Annotated in this window: 16 protein-coding genes and 2 pseudogenes; 2 read left to right on the top strand and 16 right to left on the bottom strand. The window is 67.8% G+C overall.

Annotation, left to right across the window (positions count from 1 at the left end; translation table 11 throughout):
- Positions 1-36: 36 nt before the first annotated feature.
- The 6 genes from EEY80_RS14830 to EEY80_RS14805 all read right to left on the bottom strand — a co-directional run bounded on the left by EEY80_RS14830 (position 37) and on the right by EEY80_RS14805 (position 5,464).
- Positions 37-927, bottom strand: a complete 891-nt coding sequence (locus tag EEY80_RS14830) for a S8 family serine peptidase (protein ID WP_205749134.1) — start codon at positions 925-927, stop codon at positions 37-39.
- 34 nt (positions 928-961) lie between these two features.
- Entirely contained in the window at positions 962-1,627 is a 666-nt protein-coding gene (locus EEY80_RS14825; protein WP_126977715.1) for a hypothetical protein, read from the bottom strand.
- A 216-nt stretch (positions 1,628-1,843) separates the two neighbouring features.
- Complete coding sequence (locus EEY80_RS14820; protein WP_126977713.1) at positions 1,844-3,154, bottom strand: PQQ-dependent sugar dehydrogenase; 1,311 nt, start codon at positions 3,152-3,154, stop codon at positions 1,844-1,846.
- 151 nt (positions 3,155-3,305) lie between these two features.
- Positions 3,306-3,521 (bottom strand): hypervirulence associated TUDOR domain-containing protein, encoded by a 216-nt coding sequence (locus EEY80_RS14815; protein WP_126977711.1) that lies wholly within the window; start codon positions 3,519-3,521, stop codon positions 3,306-3,308.
- Between the two features lie 51 nt (positions 3,522-3,572).
- Positions 3,573-4,775: a 23S rRNA (adenine(2503)-C(2))-methyltransferase RlmN gene (gene rlmN, locus EEY80_RS14810; RefSeq protein WP_126977709.1), complete on the bottom strand. Its 1,203-nt coding sequence runs from the start codon at positions 4,773-4,775 to the stop codon at positions 3,573-3,575.
- Positions 4,776-4,930: 155 nt separating this feature from the next.
- A complete protein-coding gene (locus EEY80_RS14805; RefSeq protein ID WP_126977707.1) occupies positions 4,931-5,464 on the bottom strand; it encodes an invasion associated locus B family protein in 534 nt (177 codons plus the stop codon).
- 227 nt (positions 5,465-5,691) lie between these two features.
- Between EEY80_RS14805 and EEY80_RS14800 the strand changes: the two genes are divergently transcribed.
- Positions 5,692-6,681 carry an asparaginase gene (locus EEY80_RS14800; RefSeq protein ID WP_126977705.1) on the top strand — a complete coding sequence of 330 codons (990 nt, stop codon included), beginning with the start codon at positions 5,692-5,694 and terminating at the stop codon, positions 6,679-6,681.
- A gap of 18 nt (positions 6,682-6,699) precedes the next feature.
- On the opposite strand, the gene EEY80_RS14795 is transcribed toward EEY80_RS14800, so the two are convergent.
- From EEY80_RS14795 to EEY80_RS14755, 9 genes and pseudogenes are all read right to left on the bottom strand, one after another.
- On the bottom strand, positions 6,700-7,170 hold the full coding sequence (locus EEY80_RS14795; protein WP_126977703.1) for an acyl-CoA thioesterase: 471 nt from the start codon (positions 7,168-7,170) through the stop codon (positions 6,700-6,702).
- Positions 7,171-7,219: 49 nt separating this feature from the next.
- On the bottom strand, positions 7,220-8,095 hold the full coding sequence (serB, locus tag EEY80_RS14790) for a phosphoserine phosphatase SerB (protein WP_126977701.1): 876 nt from the start codon (positions 8,093-8,095) through the stop codon (positions 7,220-7,222).
- A 104-nt stretch (positions 8,096-8,199) separates the two neighbouring features.
- Positions 8,200-8,802: a CGNR zinc finger domain-containing protein gene (locus tag EEY80_RS14785; RefSeq protein ID WP_126977699.1), complete on the bottom strand. Its 603-nt coding sequence runs from the start codon at positions 8,800-8,802 to the stop codon at positions 8,200-8,202.
- A gap of 21 nt (positions 8,803-8,823) precedes the next feature.
- Positions 8,824-9,471 (bottom strand): hypothetical protein, encoded by a 648-nt coding sequence (locus tag EEY80_RS20290; RefSeq protein ID WP_205749133.1) that lies wholly within the window; start codon positions 9,469-9,471, stop codon positions 8,824-8,826.
- Positions 9,472-9,515: 44 nt separating this feature from the next.
- Entirely contained in the window at positions 9,516-10,394 is an 879-nt protein-coding gene (locus tag EEY80_RS14775) for an alpha/beta fold hydrolase (RefSeq protein ID WP_126977697.1), read from the bottom strand.
- A gap of 258 nt (positions 10,395-10,652) precedes the next feature.
- Positions 10,653-11,084 carry a tyrosine-type recombinase/integrase gene (locus tag EEY80_RS14770; RefSeq protein WP_268885660.1) on the bottom strand — a complete coding sequence of 144 codons (432 nt, stop codon included), beginning with the start codon at positions 11,082-11,084 and terminating at the stop codon, positions 10,653-10,655.
- Between the two features lie 9 nt (positions 11,085-11,093).
- Positions 11,094-11,381 (bottom strand): hypothetical protein, encoded by a 288-nt coding sequence (locus tag EEY80_RS14765; RefSeq protein WP_126977693.1) that lies wholly within the window; start codon positions 11,379-11,381, stop codon positions 11,094-11,096.
- Positions 11,382-11,518: 137 nt separating this feature from the next.
- Positions 11,519-11,800, bottom strand: coding sequence for a hypothetical protein (locus EEY80_RS14760; RefSeq protein WP_126977691.1), 282 nt, complete (start codon positions 11,798-11,800; stop codon positions 11,519-11,521).
- A 145-nt stretch (positions 11,801-11,945) separates the two neighbouring features.
- Positions 11,946-12,491 (bottom strand): annotated as a pseudogene (locus EEY80_RS14755) (transposase); the annotation flags it as partial.
- 208 nt (positions 12,492-12,699) lie between these two features.
- Between EEY80_RS14755 and EEY80_RS14750 the strand changes: the two are divergent.
- Positions 12,700-12,864: pseudogene (locus EEY80_RS14750) on the top strand (IS5/IS1182 family transposase); the annotation flags it as partial.
- 24 nt (positions 12,865-12,888) lie between these two features.
- Here the strand turns inward: EEY80_RS14750 and EEY80_RS14745 are convergent.
- On the bottom strand, positions 12,889-14,106 hold the full coding sequence (locus EEY80_RS14745) for a glycosyltransferase family 4 protein (RefSeq protein ID WP_126977689.1): 1,218 nt from the start codon (positions 14,104-14,106) through the stop codon (positions 12,889-12,891).
- Between the last annotated feature and the right edge of the window lie 5 nt (positions 14,107-14,111).

Below are 14,111 nucleotides of genomic sequence, written 5' to 3'. Positions count from 1 at the left end.
GTCCCGGCCCTTCCGATCCTGCCTGCGGGCGGGATCTCAGTTGATGGTGTTCGGCGCCAGCGCGCGCGACAGGCTCGCCTCGCCCTGCCCGTGCACCGCCACGTCGTAATCCGCGACCGTATCGGTGCGGGCGGTGTCGAGCAGGCGGTTGGTGATGTCCTCGGGCGTGGCGGTGGTGAACTTGCTGCCCAGGATGGCGGCATAGCCCGACACGACCGGCGCGGCGAAGGAGGTGCCGTAGAGGCCGGTGATGTCGCCCTCGACGCCGACCACCAGGAAGTTTTCCTGCACCTCGGCATTGTCGCCGGCGTAGTTGGAGTAATCGGCCAGATAGGCCGGATTGTCCACGGTGCCGTTATGTTCCAGCGCGCCGACGAACAGGGTCGATTCGCCGCCGACCAGCGCCATGTTCAGCTGGTCGATGCTGCCGCCCACGGCATCGCCGATCGCGACCGCGTCGTTGCCGGCGGCCTTCACGACCACGGCCTGCCCGGTCTGCGCATATTCGATGATCGATTCCTCGCGCGCGCCCCACGGGATCGCACCCGTCGGGAACCGCTTGGGGATGTACATCCCGTAGCTGAGGTTCAGCACGTCCAGCCCGCTGTGCAGTTGGACAGCCGAGTTCGAGGTGAAGTTCTTGGCGTAGAAATCCGCCTCGGGCGCCAGCAGCATGATCTGGCGGCCGGTCCACATGCCGTGGGTCCACTTCTTCGAGCCTTCGCCCAGGTTGCCGCGGAAGCGGTCATTGCTGGTGAAGTCGTCGATGACGGTCACCGACACGCCCTGGCCCTTGTAATCGTCGGCCCAGGCATCGGCGACATCGTCGCTCATCCAGTCCTGCAGAACCTGCGCCCCGGCAACACCCGCCGACAAGGACAGGGTGACGGCAGCGATGCCCGCCAAGGCCATTCCCTTGAAAGTCATTTTGATTACTCCAAACCGCGACTGCGCGGATCCCTCAGAAATTCCAGCGGTAGCTCAACGTAACAACGTGTCGATCGTAAGGCGGCACGTCGAGGAGATACTGCAGCGTCTCGCTTGGAGCAAGAGTCGAGGCAGCGAGCCTGCAATTGACCTCCTGCACGCCACCAATGGCACCGTAGTCCGCGGTGCATGTCTCCTCCGTCACCGATCCGCCGAGAATCGTCGAGGCGGTCAGCGTAAGGAAGGCATTGGGCGAGACCTGCCACTGCCGGGTGAAGCCAAGGCGCAGGCTGGGGTCGATGCGGTATTTCGGCCCGGATTCGCCGGTGCTGACGCCCCAGAGAATGCCGAAATCCGGCGTCACCTGGGTCAGCAGCAGGATACTCAGATCCTCCCAGTCCGAACTGTACCAGTCCCGGAACCGCACACGGGTGCCGTCGGACAGCTCATAGCCGCCGGGGCGCAGGCTGCGGACATCGGTGCTGCGCTGGCCGCCCTGCCGCAGCGACACGAGGTTGGTGCGGCGTTCCTCGGGAAACGGCACCGGCGGGGCGAAGGGCCGGGCCGAAAAGGAGGGGCCGGAAAAACCCGAGCGGGCGGGCGGCGGGGCAGGAAACTGCGGGGCGGTCTGCGCCGCCGAGGGGACCGGCGCGCCCGCCAGCGCCAGGGCCAGCAGGATGGGGGCAAGCGCCGCCCGCACCGCGTGGACAGCACTGCGCCGGCGGCCGGGCGGCGCGGGACGCCGGGGGCGCGGCCAGAAGGCGGGTCTTGGGCAGTGCGGCAAGATGCGGGTCCCGACTACCGGACCCGCGGGCGCCAATTGCCCGCGGGCCGGAACGTGGCCCTATTGCCATTCCGCCGTCAGGCTGGCCAGAACTTTTGGCCAGCCGCCGCAACAGCCTGTCCTGCCGTTGCCTTACTGGCCGGACCCGGCCGCGGTCAGGCGCAGGATCTGCGAGCTTCCCGCCTGCCGGTTCTCGGTCGCGGCATAGACCGCGCCATCGGGGCCGACCTTCACGTCGCGGACCCGCGCGTCCAGCGGCACCCGTTCCTCGTAATGGACGCGGTCGCCTTCGACATGCAGCACCACCACGCCTTCCGAGACCAGCCCGCCCACCAGCAGCGCATCCTGCCATTCGGGGAACTCGTCGCCCTGGTACAGCGCCATGCCCGAGGGGGCGATCACCGGATCCCAGTAATAGATCGGCTGCTGCGTGCCCTCCATCTCGGTGATGCCGTCGCCGATGGGCGCGCCGCTGTAGTCGATGCCGTAGGTGACTTCCGGCCAGCCATAGTTGCGCCCGGCCTCGGGACGGTTCAGTTCGTCGCCGCCGCGCGGACCGTGCTCGACCGTCCACAATGCCCCGTCCGGCCCCAGCGTCGCCGCCTGCAGGTTGCGGTGGCCGATGCTCCAGACCTCGGGCAGGCCGGCGCCGGCATTGGCACCGCCCTCGGCGAAAGGATTGCCGGGCGCGGGCGCGCCGTCGGGCGTGATGTGAAAGATCTTGCCGAACCCGCTTTCCGGGTCCTGCGCCTCGACCCGCGTCTGGCGGTCGGAGCGTTCGCCCACGGTGACGAACAGGTCGCCCTCGCCGTCGAAGACGAGGCGCGAGCCGAAATGCTTGTCGCCGTCATAGGTGGGCATCTGGCGGAAGATGACGCTGACATCGGTCAGGGTCGTGGCATCCTCGCCCATCTCCAGCCGGCCGCGGGCGACCGAGGTGCCGTTGCCGCCATCGCGCGGTTCGGCGAAGGAGAAGAAGACGAGCCCGTCCTCCTCGAATTCCGGCGACAGGGCGAGGTCCAGAAGACCGCCCTGCCCCACCGCCGCCACCTCGGGCACGCCCTCGATGGCGGGGCCGACGCTGCCGTCCTCGGCCACGATGTGCATGGCGCCTTCCTTGGCCGAGACGAGCATGCGCCCGTCCGGCAGGAATTCCATCGACCACAGCTGCGGCAGGCCCTCGGCCACCACCTCGGTCTCGACCTCGGGCATCTCGCGGGGCTGCGGCGCGCGGGTCTGGCCGATGAAGGCGGGTTCCTGGTCGGGGGCGTTGGGGGCGGCGGTTTCCACCGGCAGGCCGGCGGCCGTGCCTTCGTCGCCATGCGCGGGATCGGTGCCTTCCGCCCCCTGCGCCAGCGCCGGGCCCGCCAGCAACAAGGCCAGCAGGCTGGCGGAGGTTCCGGTCACGAAGGCGGGCGTCGCTCGGAGGGTCGGTCGTTGCATGGCAGATCCCCTGTCTGATGGCGAGTTCATGTGGCGAATGGGGCCCGCACACGCGCACGCGCCCGAGGCCCAACGGGCCGGCCCGGCGCCGGTTCGATAACAGCGGATCACCATGCGGTTATCGGGGGGGCCGGGAACGGTCGCGGGGCCGTCACCCCTTCAACAATTCGCTTTCCAGCTTCAGCACCCGGTCGCCATCCTCCTGCCGCAGCAGATAGGCGGGTCGCGCCTTGGTGCCCTTGCGGGTGATGGTCTTGCCCTTGATGGTGCGCTGCACGCGGCGGGTGAAGACCTCGGCCACTTCGCCTTTGCCCTCGCCCCGGCCCCAGGTCCAGCGAACGGTGTCGCCCTTCGAGAATTTCGCCATCGCACCCTCCATCGGCCTTGCGGCCAACGCGCGGGCGGGCGGCGGCGTTCCCTAGAGCCCCGCCTCGGCGGCGATGGCGGCGCGGGACTTGCGGGCGCGCTCGGTCGCGGATTTCAGCTGGCCGCAGGCGGCCATGATATCCTCGCCCCGCGGCGTGCGGATCGGCGAGGCATAGCCCGCCTTGTAGATGATGTCGGCGAAGGCCTCGATCCTCTCCCAGTCCGACCGCTGATAGGGCGCGCCCGGCCATTCGTTGAAGGGGATCAGGTTGATCTTCGCGGGGATGCCCTGGATCAGCTTCACCAGCCGCCGCGCATCGGCATCGCTGTCGTTCACGTCCTTCAGCATCACATATTCGAAGGTGATCCGCTCGCTGTTCGACAGTTTCGGATAGTCGCGCAGCGCGGCCAGCAGCGTTTCGATGTTCCACTTGCGGTTCACCGGCACCAGCCGGTCGCGCACCTCGTCGGTGGTGGCGTGGAAGCTGATCGCCAGCTGGCAGCCGATCTCTTCGGCGGTGCGGGCGATTTCCGGCACGATGCCCGAGGTGGACAGCGTGATCCGGCGGCGGCCCAGCCCGATGCCCTCGCCATCCATCACCACGCGCATCGCGTCGCGCACATTCTCGAAATTGTAGAGCGGCTCGCCCATGCCCATCAGCACGATGTTCGACACCAGCCGGTCGCCGGTCGATCCGGTGCCGACGGCGGGCCATTCGCCCAGATCGTCGCGGGCCAGCATCACCTGCCCCACGATCTCGCCCGCGGTCAGGTTGCGCACCAGCTTTTGCGTGCCGGTATGGCAGAAGGAACAGGTCAGCGTGCAGCCCACCTGCGACGAGACGCACAGCGTGCCGCGCCCCTCTTCGGGGATATAGACGACCTCGACCTCATGCCCGCCGGCGATGCGGACGAGGTATTTGCGCGTGCCGTCGGCCGAGACCTGACGCGACACCACCTCGGGCAGGGCGATCTCGAACCGGTCGGCCAGCAGCGCGCGGTAGTCCTTGGCGAGGTTGGTCATCGCCGCGAAGTCGCGCACGCCCCAGTAATAGACCCATTGCCAGATCTGGCCGACGCGCATCTTCGCCTGCTTCTCGGGCGTGCCCGCCTCGACCAGCGCCGCGCGCAACTGGTCCCGCGTCAGCCCGACGATGTTGACGCGGGCCGCATCCGGCAGGCGGCGCGGGATCGTCAGCACGTCCTGCGTGATCGGCGTGCCGACGGCGGTCTGGGCGGGCGTCTGGTCGGTCATCGGGGCCTCGGGCGGGCTTGGGCGGCGGAAGGCTGCGGCGGGAATGCGCCTCTATATGGGATTCGCGGGCAAAACAAAACAGCCCTTGCCGCAGACCGGACATGACAAAGGCCCGGACCATCGCCCGGGCCATCCGTCGATCATGGCGGCCGCCGTCAGCTGGCGCAGCGCCTGGCGGCCTCGTCCATCGCCGCGGTGAAGCCGAGCAGCGAGAAGGTGTCCTGCGTCTGCGTACCCCGGCTCGACCGCGCGGTCAGCACGGCCGAGGACCCCGCCTTCATCGCCGCGATGATCCGGGCATCGTCATCCCGCGACCCCGACCAGGCCCATTCGCCATCGGTGAACAGGTTGTAGGTGCTGTTGCCGACGACCAGATCCGCCGTCGAGCCGCCGGCGAAGGGATAGCCGCCGGTGAAGGACACCTCGCCCGTGGCGTTGCCCGGACGGAAGGTGATGAACAGCAGGATGTCGCCGCGCTGCACCTGGACGGCCTGGCCGTCACGGGTGTTCACCGTCTCCTTGGGCTTGGACACGCCCCAGCATTCCTTCGGGTTCTCCTCGACGAAGACGCTCCAGTCGGTCTTGGCCGCGACCCGGTTGCTCGATTCCTGGGCCCCGGCCATGCCCGCTGCCAGCGCGCCGGCCAGTGCCGCCGCAGTCGCGAAACCCCGCGTGATGCGTGATGTCATCGTCTCAATGCCTCCAGCCGTCTCTGCCTCTTCGCCCTTGCGGGCGTTCCTGCCGAGCCCCCCACCTGCGGGCTGCCCTGGTTCGCCGGATCGCGGCAACCCCGGGTTTTTTGCACCTTTTCCGTTGGCGGCGGGCATTTCAACTCGATATGTGCCTGATAGCCCAAGTCCGGCGCGTGACGAAAGCCCCGGAGGCGGAAAATCGCGCATGTGTGAGGGGATCCGGGATGACGGCCGAACCGATGATCGAACTGTGGCGGGGCGGAATGCTGGAAAGCTGGCATGCCGGCCACGCGGTGATATGGGGCCCGTCGGGGATCGAGATGGCCTGGGGCGATCCGCAGGCGGTGATCTTCCCGCGGTCCTCCTGCAAGATGCTGCAGGCGCTGCCGCTGCTGGAAAGCGGCGCGGCCGATGCCGCCGGCCTGACCGAGCCGCAGCTGGCGCTGGCCTGCGCCAGCCACAACGGCGCCGCGCTGCATGTCGAGGCGGTGGGGCGCTGGCTGTCGGACCTCGGGCTGGGCGAGGCCGACCTGCGCTGCGGCAGCCACATGCCCGGCGATCCGGCGGAACGCGACCGGCTGACCTGTTCCGGCACCAGCCCCTGCCAGATTCACAACAACTGTTCGGGCAAGCATGCGGGCTTCCTGACCTGGACGCGCCACGCCAAAGCCGGCCCCGAATATGTCGAAGTCGACCACCCGCTGCAGCAGGCGATCCGCGCCGCCTTCGAGGAGGTGACGCAGGAAGCCTCCCCCGGTTTCGGGATCGACGGCTGTTCCGCCCCGAACTTCGCCACCACGGTCGCGGGGCTGGCGCGGGCGATGGCCTTCTTCGCCGGCGCGAACCCCGAAGGCGGGGCGCGCGACCGCGCCGCCGCCCGGCTGACCCGGGCCATGGCCGCCTTTCCCGAACTGGTGGCGGGCGAGGGCCGGGCCTGCACCGCGCTGATGCGGGCGATGGGGGGCCGCGTCGCGGTGAAGACCGGCGCCGAGGCGGTGTTCGTGGGGATCCTGCCCGACCAGCGGCGCGGCATCGCGCTGAAGATCGTCGATGGCGGCACCCGCGCGGCCGAGGCGGCGATCACCGCGCTCCTGGTCCGGCTGGGCGCGCTGGAGCCGGGGCATCCGGTGGTGGCGCAGTATCTGACCGGGCCGCAGAAGAACTGGCGCGGCATCGTCACCGGCGAGATGCGGCTGGCCCCCGGCTTTGCCTGACGGCGGGGCGGGAGGCGGCTAGCCCTTCACCGCCTCCAGCCGTTCGCGATGCTCGCGCCGCAGTTCCCGCCGCAGCTCCGCCGCGCGCATCCGTTGCCGCTCGGCATCGGTCGCGGGCACCAGCGGCGGCACCCCGGCGGGCCGGCCCTCGTCATCCACGGCGACCATGGTGAAATAGCAGGAATTGGTGTGGCGGCGGGTGCCGGCGCGGATATCCTCGGCTTCGACCCGGATGCCCACCTCCATCGAGGTGCGGCCGGTCAGGTTGATCGCGGCGCGGAAGGTGACCAGTTCGCCCACATTGATCGGTTCGAGGAAGAACACCTGATCGACCGACAGCGTGACGGCATAGCGTTTGGAATAGCGCGAGGCGCAGGAGAAGGCGACGCGGTCCAGCAGGTTCAGCAGCGCGCCGCCATGCACCTTGCCGCTGAAATTCGCCATGTCCGGCGTCATCAGCACCGTCATTTCCAACTGGTGGTCGTTCATCGCCGCCTCGTTCGCTGTCCCCTACCGCTTGCTAGCGCGGCGGGCGCGATCAGGCCACGAATTCTTCGGCGGAATAGCCCTGCAGATACAGAAGCGCCGTCAGATCGCCGTGGTTGATGCGGATGTCGCATTGCGCGGCGACCGCGGGCTTGGCATGCAGCGCCACCCCCGCGCCCGCCATGCCCAGCATCCCCAGGTCGTTCGCCCCGTCGCCCACCGCGATCACCCGGTCATGGCCGATGCCCAACCGCGCCGAGATCTCGGTCAGCGCCTGCATCTTGGCCTCGCGGCCAAGGATCGGCTCGGCCACCCGGCCCGTCAGCAGGCCGTCCTCGACCAACAGCGTGTTGGCGCGGTTCTCGTCGAACCCCAGATGCGCCGCCACCGCAGCGGTGAAGGCGGTGAACCCCCCCGACACCAGCGCCGCGAAGCCGCCATTGGCGCGCATCGTCGCCACCAGTTCCCGCCCGCCGGGGGTATAGGTGATGCGGTCCGCCAGAACCTGCGCAATCACGCCTTCCGGCAGACCGGCCAGCAGGCCCACCCGCTCCTTCAGCGCGCCCTCGAAATCCAGTTCGCCATTCATCGCCCGGGCGGTGATCGCCGCCACCCGCGGCCCGACGCCCGCCAGGTCGGCCAGTTCGTCGATGCATTCCTGCCCGATCATGGTCGAATCCATGTCCGCCAGCAGCAGCGCCCGCCGCCGCCCCTCGGTCGGCTGCACCACCAGATCGGTGCCGAGGCCCTGCAGACCCTCCCAGACCTCCCACCGGTTGGCGGGGATCGACGGCACCGCGAATTCCGCCGCGATCCCCTCCGCCAGCCAGCGCGCATCGCCCCCGCCCCAGGCGTCGCGCAGCGATTCGACGGTCGTGCGCTGCAGGTCGGCCCGGGCCGGGCTGGCAAGAAGGGTGACGGTGAACATGGCTCTGCCCCTGTGGTGATGCGGGGGCGGGGTTACGCGATATTCGCGGGGCAGGCCAGTATCCGCGATGTGGAGGGCCCCGGGGAAAGGTCCGGCATCGGCGCTCATCCTGTGCCGGACCTGCGGGCCCGCCGTTTCGCCTTGTCGCCACAGGTCGCCATCTCGCACCAGCGGCGCGAGCCGTTCTTGGTCCGGTCGATGAACAGCCAGTGGCAGTCCTCGGGCGGGCATTGCTTCAGCCGGTCGAGGTCCGACCCGCGCAGCAGGTCGAGCGCCGCCCATGCGACCGGCCCGACGATGCGGTCGGGACCGTCGAACGACAGATGCGCCGGCACTCCGGCGAGGGTCGCGCGCGCAAGGCTGCCGGCAGCCAGATCGCGGATGGTAGCAAGCGCCTCGGCCGGCGGTTCCTCGGAATGCGCGATGGCGGCGCCCGTCGCATCCACGGCGCGGCGCAGGCGGTGGACGGTCGCAACGAGCGTTCGCGCCTCGTCGGTTGCGGGCGACCAGCCGTCCTCGATCAGTCCTGCCGCGACCGCCCAACGCCGCACCGCCTCGACCGTCGCCAGATGATCGACCTCGCGCGCCGTGCCGCGAAAGCTGAAGGTGTTGGCGAGATCGAGCGCGAGGTTGCCGCCGACGCGCCGCGGCAGAGGAGGTTGCTCCTCCGCGTCACGACGATCCCCCGGTTCCCCGCTTGCCTGCATCCCGCACCCCCTGCCCCACCGCTAGCGCAGCCCCTCCCGGTCCACAAGAATGCGGCATATCTCCACCCGGTCGGGCTTTTCGATCAGGAGTTCGTCGCCGCGGGGCAAGAGGTGGACCTTGGTCGGGTCACCCTTGGTGAAGGCGCGCATCTCCGCCATCTCGTTCCAGTAGGAGATGAAGGTGAACCAGCTTTCCTGTTCCCGGTCCTCGCGGAGAAGCTGGAATCCCATGGCGGTATCCTGAAGGGGCGGGATCCCGCCGGCGCGCAGATAGGGCTCGTAATCGTCGGCCCGGGCGCGGCGGGTCCGCGCCCGCCAGATGCGGGCGAGACGCGGCCCGCCGTCCCGCAACCCCTGCCGGTCGTCCAGGATGCGGTGGATCTCGATTCGCGCGGGCAGGTCGATCAGCAACTCGGGGTCCCGGGCGAGATGATGGACCTCGGTCGGATCCCCCCCGGTGAAGCTGGTCATCGCCTCCATGTCGGCCCAGTAGGACACCGTCGTGAACCACGTCTCGTCCTCACGATCCTCGCGGAAAAGCTGCACGCCAAGCGCGGTCTCCTCGAGCGGCGGAACGCCTTCGCGGCGGTTATAGGCCGCGTAATCGTCGGCGTCGGTGCGGCGGGTCCGCCCGCACCAGATGCGGGCGATGGTCGGTCTGGTCGGCATGGTCATCTCCGGGAACGGGTGGCGGCATGCCGAACGCGCGGGTGTCAAGCGTGTCGCCGGGCGAGGAAATCGCGGATGAGGGGCAGCGCCTGGTCAAAATGGGTCTCAAGCAGCCAATGGCCGGCATCCTCCAGAAGATGCAGTTCGGCATCCGGAAGGTCGCGGTGATAGGCGCGGGCGGATTCGGCCGGCATGTAGCCGTCCTGCGGCCCCCAGACGATCAGCGTCGGCGGGCGCCGCTCGCGCAGGAAGGCCTGATAGTGCGGAAACCAGCGAAGGTTCTGTTCGAGCTTCTCCATCAGCCCGACCGCGATCTTGCGGCGCATGGGCGTGTCCATCAACGGCCAGTGCAATTTCCACAGATCGGGCGGAATGCGCATCGCGACGTCATCCGCCACCTCGCCGACGAACTCTGCCCGGAAACCGTCCTTGCTGACGGCCTCCTCCAGCGGGCGGCGGTTCTGCGCGGTCTTGTCGGCCCAGTAGGCCCGGATCGTCGCGTATTTCGGGCCGAGCGCGTCTTCGTAGATGTCGCCGTTCTGGATGATCAGCGCGGCGATCCGGTCGGGATGCGCGATGGCGTGCCGAAGGCCGATCTGCGAGCCGTAATCGTGCAGCCACAGGGCATAGCGGTCGAGGCGGAGATGGTCGGCGACGGCGGTCAGCACGGTTTCAAAGGCGTCGAAGTCGTAGCCGAATCCGCCGGGGTCGGGCGTGTCGCTGTAGCCGAAACCCGGCCAGTCGAACGCCACGGTTCGCCAGCGATCGGCCAGCGCCGGCATCAGCCGGCGGAACTGGTAGGAGGAACAGGGATAGCCATGCGGCAGCAGAACCACCGGGGCATGCGTCGCGCCCGCCTCACGCAGGAACAGGCGATGCCCACCGATGATCTCGTGGCGATGCCGGATGAACGGGTCAGTCATGATATCCCCCCTTCTACACCGTCAAAACGCATTTAGCCGGTGCGAGGTTCCACGCGGAGAGGCGATCGCCCACCCCGCCGCATGGCCCCGCGCTGGCTGTGCGCCCGCGTCGCTCGGGAGGGCGCGGGGAAGGCGCGGGCAAAACGAAGCGCGCTGCGATCAAGACCCTTGCTTTCGCGCCCCGGCCCGCGTAATCTCCGCGGCGGGACACCCTTCCCCAACGATGGGAGAAGAAAGCGCCTAAATTACCTATCATTTTCATTGGTTTGCTGGCGTCTTCTTCCGGGGCTGTGCAGGTTTTGTGCTAAACACCGCATCGGTCACCGTGCGATCCTCGATAGCGTGGGCGTAGGTCTTCAGGACGATGCCGGCATCCTTCCATCCACCGCGGGCGGCGACGGTCTTCACATCGAGCCCCGCCCGCAGCATCAGCGTCGCAAATCCATGCCGGCAGCAATGGGGACTGCGATGGTCGAGGCATGCGCGCTCGATCGCGTTTTTCCAGGGCTGGGTCACGCTGTCCCTGGCGGAGTAGCCGAACACATGATCATCGGGCGCGCGGTTGCTCGGGGTGCCCTCCAGGGCGATGACCACCTCGGCTGGCAGATGCGACATGTTCTCTTCGTTGTTCTTGTGGCTCATGGGGATCTTCACTGTCCCGGCTTCTAGATCGACATGCCGCCAAGTCACCGCCAGCGCCTAGCTGATCCGCGCCGCGGTGCCCAGCATGAACAGGCACAACGCGCCAAGATGCGGAGAGGCATGGTCCGCAAAGGCATGGGCCCATGCGGGGTCGATGATGGTCTTGGTTTTCACCTCGACCGGGAAGCGCTTGATCTTCATGGGCGCGCACCAGCCAAGGCCCGCGGCATGGTTGATGATCGCCTGAGTCGGCGCGATGACTTGGCGGTTCCGGGTTGCGCCTTTCACCTTCGGATACAGCGTGAACGCCGACTGCCGGACCGCCTCGCCGGTGATCTCGCGCAAGCGGGTGTCCTTCCAATGCTCGGCGACCCTCAGCACGAACCTGTCCGACTTCTCGGCATCGACGTAGGAAAGAGCCGCCTGCGCGAACGTGACATGCGCGTGGGGTCCGTCGAGGTGCCGCCGCCACTCTGCGGCCTCTACTTCCGCTGCGATCCGCTGCGCGATGATCGCGTCGATGTCTGCGGGCGTGTGGGACTGATGCTCGACAGCACCTTGTCCTCTGGCAGGGCCGCGCGAACGCGCGCTTCGTCGATCCGCCCGGTGGCCGAGTGGCTCGTGCAGAGCGTGGCGACCAGAACGTCGCGCGTGACTGGCATGAGCGGGAGAAGCTGGCGAGCGATGCCGCTGAACTGGCCGCGGTGCGCGCCGAGATGGGTCTGCCGGATGATGAGCGTCTTCGACGCATTCGAGGCGCCCATGATGTCGGGCCGGAGAGAGGGGCGGACGCGGAGGTTTAAGTGACCGGGAGATAGCGCCGGGGGTGAACCTCAGACCGACCTGCTGTTAACCAAGGCTGGAGAGTGAGGGCGACGTCACTCTGCGCCGCGCGTTGTGTCAGGCGGCCACCCCCGCCTCCTGAGCCAGAACCACCAGTTGATCCCGCGCCCGCTCGTCAAGCCCGGGCATCGGTCGGATGGGCAATCGCCTTCTCCATCACGGTCGTGTCGACCGCCCCGCGCTTGACGCTGTCCCCGTCGATGGCACCGGACCTCTGCCGGCCCGGATCGTCTGGGTCAGCAGCCATTCGACCCCTTCCTCGCCGATGCGACCACGTGAGCGGGTCGGCGAGGAGGGGTCAATCGGCAGCTTGTGCTGGAAGAAGGTCTCGCCGGTGAGGTGCTGGCAATGCGAGTTCTCCACCAAACGCGCGACCACCGCCTCGTCCGACAGCCGATAGGCGTGCTAGAGATAGAGCAGCCCCGCCACCAGCCGCGGCACTGTCGCGGGCCGTCCCTTGCCGGACGGAAAGAACCCCGCCCATTCCCGCTCGAACGCCTCCCAGTCGATCAGCGCCGCCAGTTTCACCAACTCGTGCCGCGGGTCGATCATGTCGACAAGCCGAGGGAGCAGCAGGTCATCCTGTTCCGGAGGGCGCGGACGGTGCTTCATGGCAGAACCAAAACTGCAAGGTTTCCGCGGAAATCATACAAAACCCTGCAGGCCAAGGCGAGAAAATTCGCAACGTTTCAGCGCAAAGTCAATGGCATGGGCCTTGTTCAGGGCGAACTTCATCATGGCCTGATCTCCTCGGTCTTGGAGACCAGCAGACGTCAGATCGTAGCTTCCGTCACTGTCCGATTTCGGGGGGTAGCTCACAGTGGACCGCACCCTCTACCGGCTGCGCAACCTCGTCGAGCGCTGCTTCAACAAGCTGAAGAACGCCCGCCGCGTCGCCACCCGCTAAGACAAAACCGCAGAGAGCTTATTGGGGTTCATCGACATCACCTCGATCCGTCTCTGGCTCCGCCATTTGTCAACATGACCTAGGCAGCGCACAGGCGCTTCTTCATTGGACACCAGCCGTCCCCCGTCGGCCCCGCTCCGCCCGGCCCCAGACGGCTTCAAGCCGGTCGAGCATCTTATCCTCGCTGAAATTGCGCTCGACTTGGGCGCGAGCGGCAAGACCCATTTCGTGCCACCGCGGCCTATCTGCAAAGGCGCGGCGCATCCCTGCGGCAAACGAAGCGGGATCTGGTGCGGTGATCAGCCACCCCGTCTTTCCGTCGAGCACTGTTTCGGCGGGGCCACCGGCTTGGTGGGCGAGAACCGGTTTCGCCATTGCCATGCCCTCAATCACCGACAAGCCGAAGGGTTCCGGGTCAAGGCGGGTGTTGAGGATGATGTCGCTTGCCGCATACCAGGGGCCGATGTCTTGGATCGGCCCCTGAAAGAAAAGCTGCTCACTCACGCCTAGTTCTTGCGCCCGGGACCTCACAGACGCGACAAAACTGCTATCCAAAGGGCCGCCGCAAATCAGCACGTTCGGGCGATGACCCTCAGCCGCCAGCAGGCCCAGGGCCTCGACCAGAACGCCAAGGCCCTTGTTCGGCACAAGCCTTGCGAATAGTCCAAGAACCGCGCCATCCCCGCGCAGCCCGAGGGATCTTCGCAGTTCCGCGGCAGCGGCAGGATCCCAACGCCCGGGGAAGAACTCCTGAATGTCGATCCCCAGATGCAAGACTTCCGCCTGAACGGCCCGCGACCCCAAGGTGCCTAGCGTATAGCGGGAGTTGGCCAGCGGCACGAGGTTTGCCCGGCGCCCGAGCAGCGCATAAAGCCTCCGATTAATGTCCAGCGGATACGTGTCCGAGACACCGTTGGGCATCATCCAATAAAGAGGAATACCGCAGCGTCTGGCAACCAGTGCGGCCATCGGCACTTCGAGGGGGCTCTGAACTACGATCCTATCTGCCGCTGTATTGCGCGCCAGCGCCGTTAGGCGCCCGATCATCCGGAACTGTGTCAACGCTCGTGATCCTAGTGCCGCTGCTTTTCCCCAGCGGGCCTCACCGGCGTTCTGCAGGGAGGCGCCCGGCGCGATTTGAGTGATCTCTGCGCCCATCGCGCACCAGCCTTGCGCTGCTCCGGCTCCGCCCGTCAAGAGGGCAACATGGACAGTGTAGCCGCGGGCCGTCAGGCCGCCAACGAGGCTGTCCCAGACCCGCCGCACGCCATAGCCTTCTGTGCCCGAGGCGATGAAGAGAAGGCGCTTTTGCTGGGTCATTGCCG

The organism is Frigidibacter oleivorans (genome assembly GCF_003993775.1).
Taxonomy (GTDB): Bacteria; Pseudomonadota; Alphaproteobacteria; order Rhodobacterales; family Rhodobacteraceae; genus Frigidibacter; species Frigidibacter oleivorans.
The sequence above is the reverse complement of the archived record's forward strand: the minus strand, read 5'-3'. Positions and strand labels throughout refer to the sequence as shown.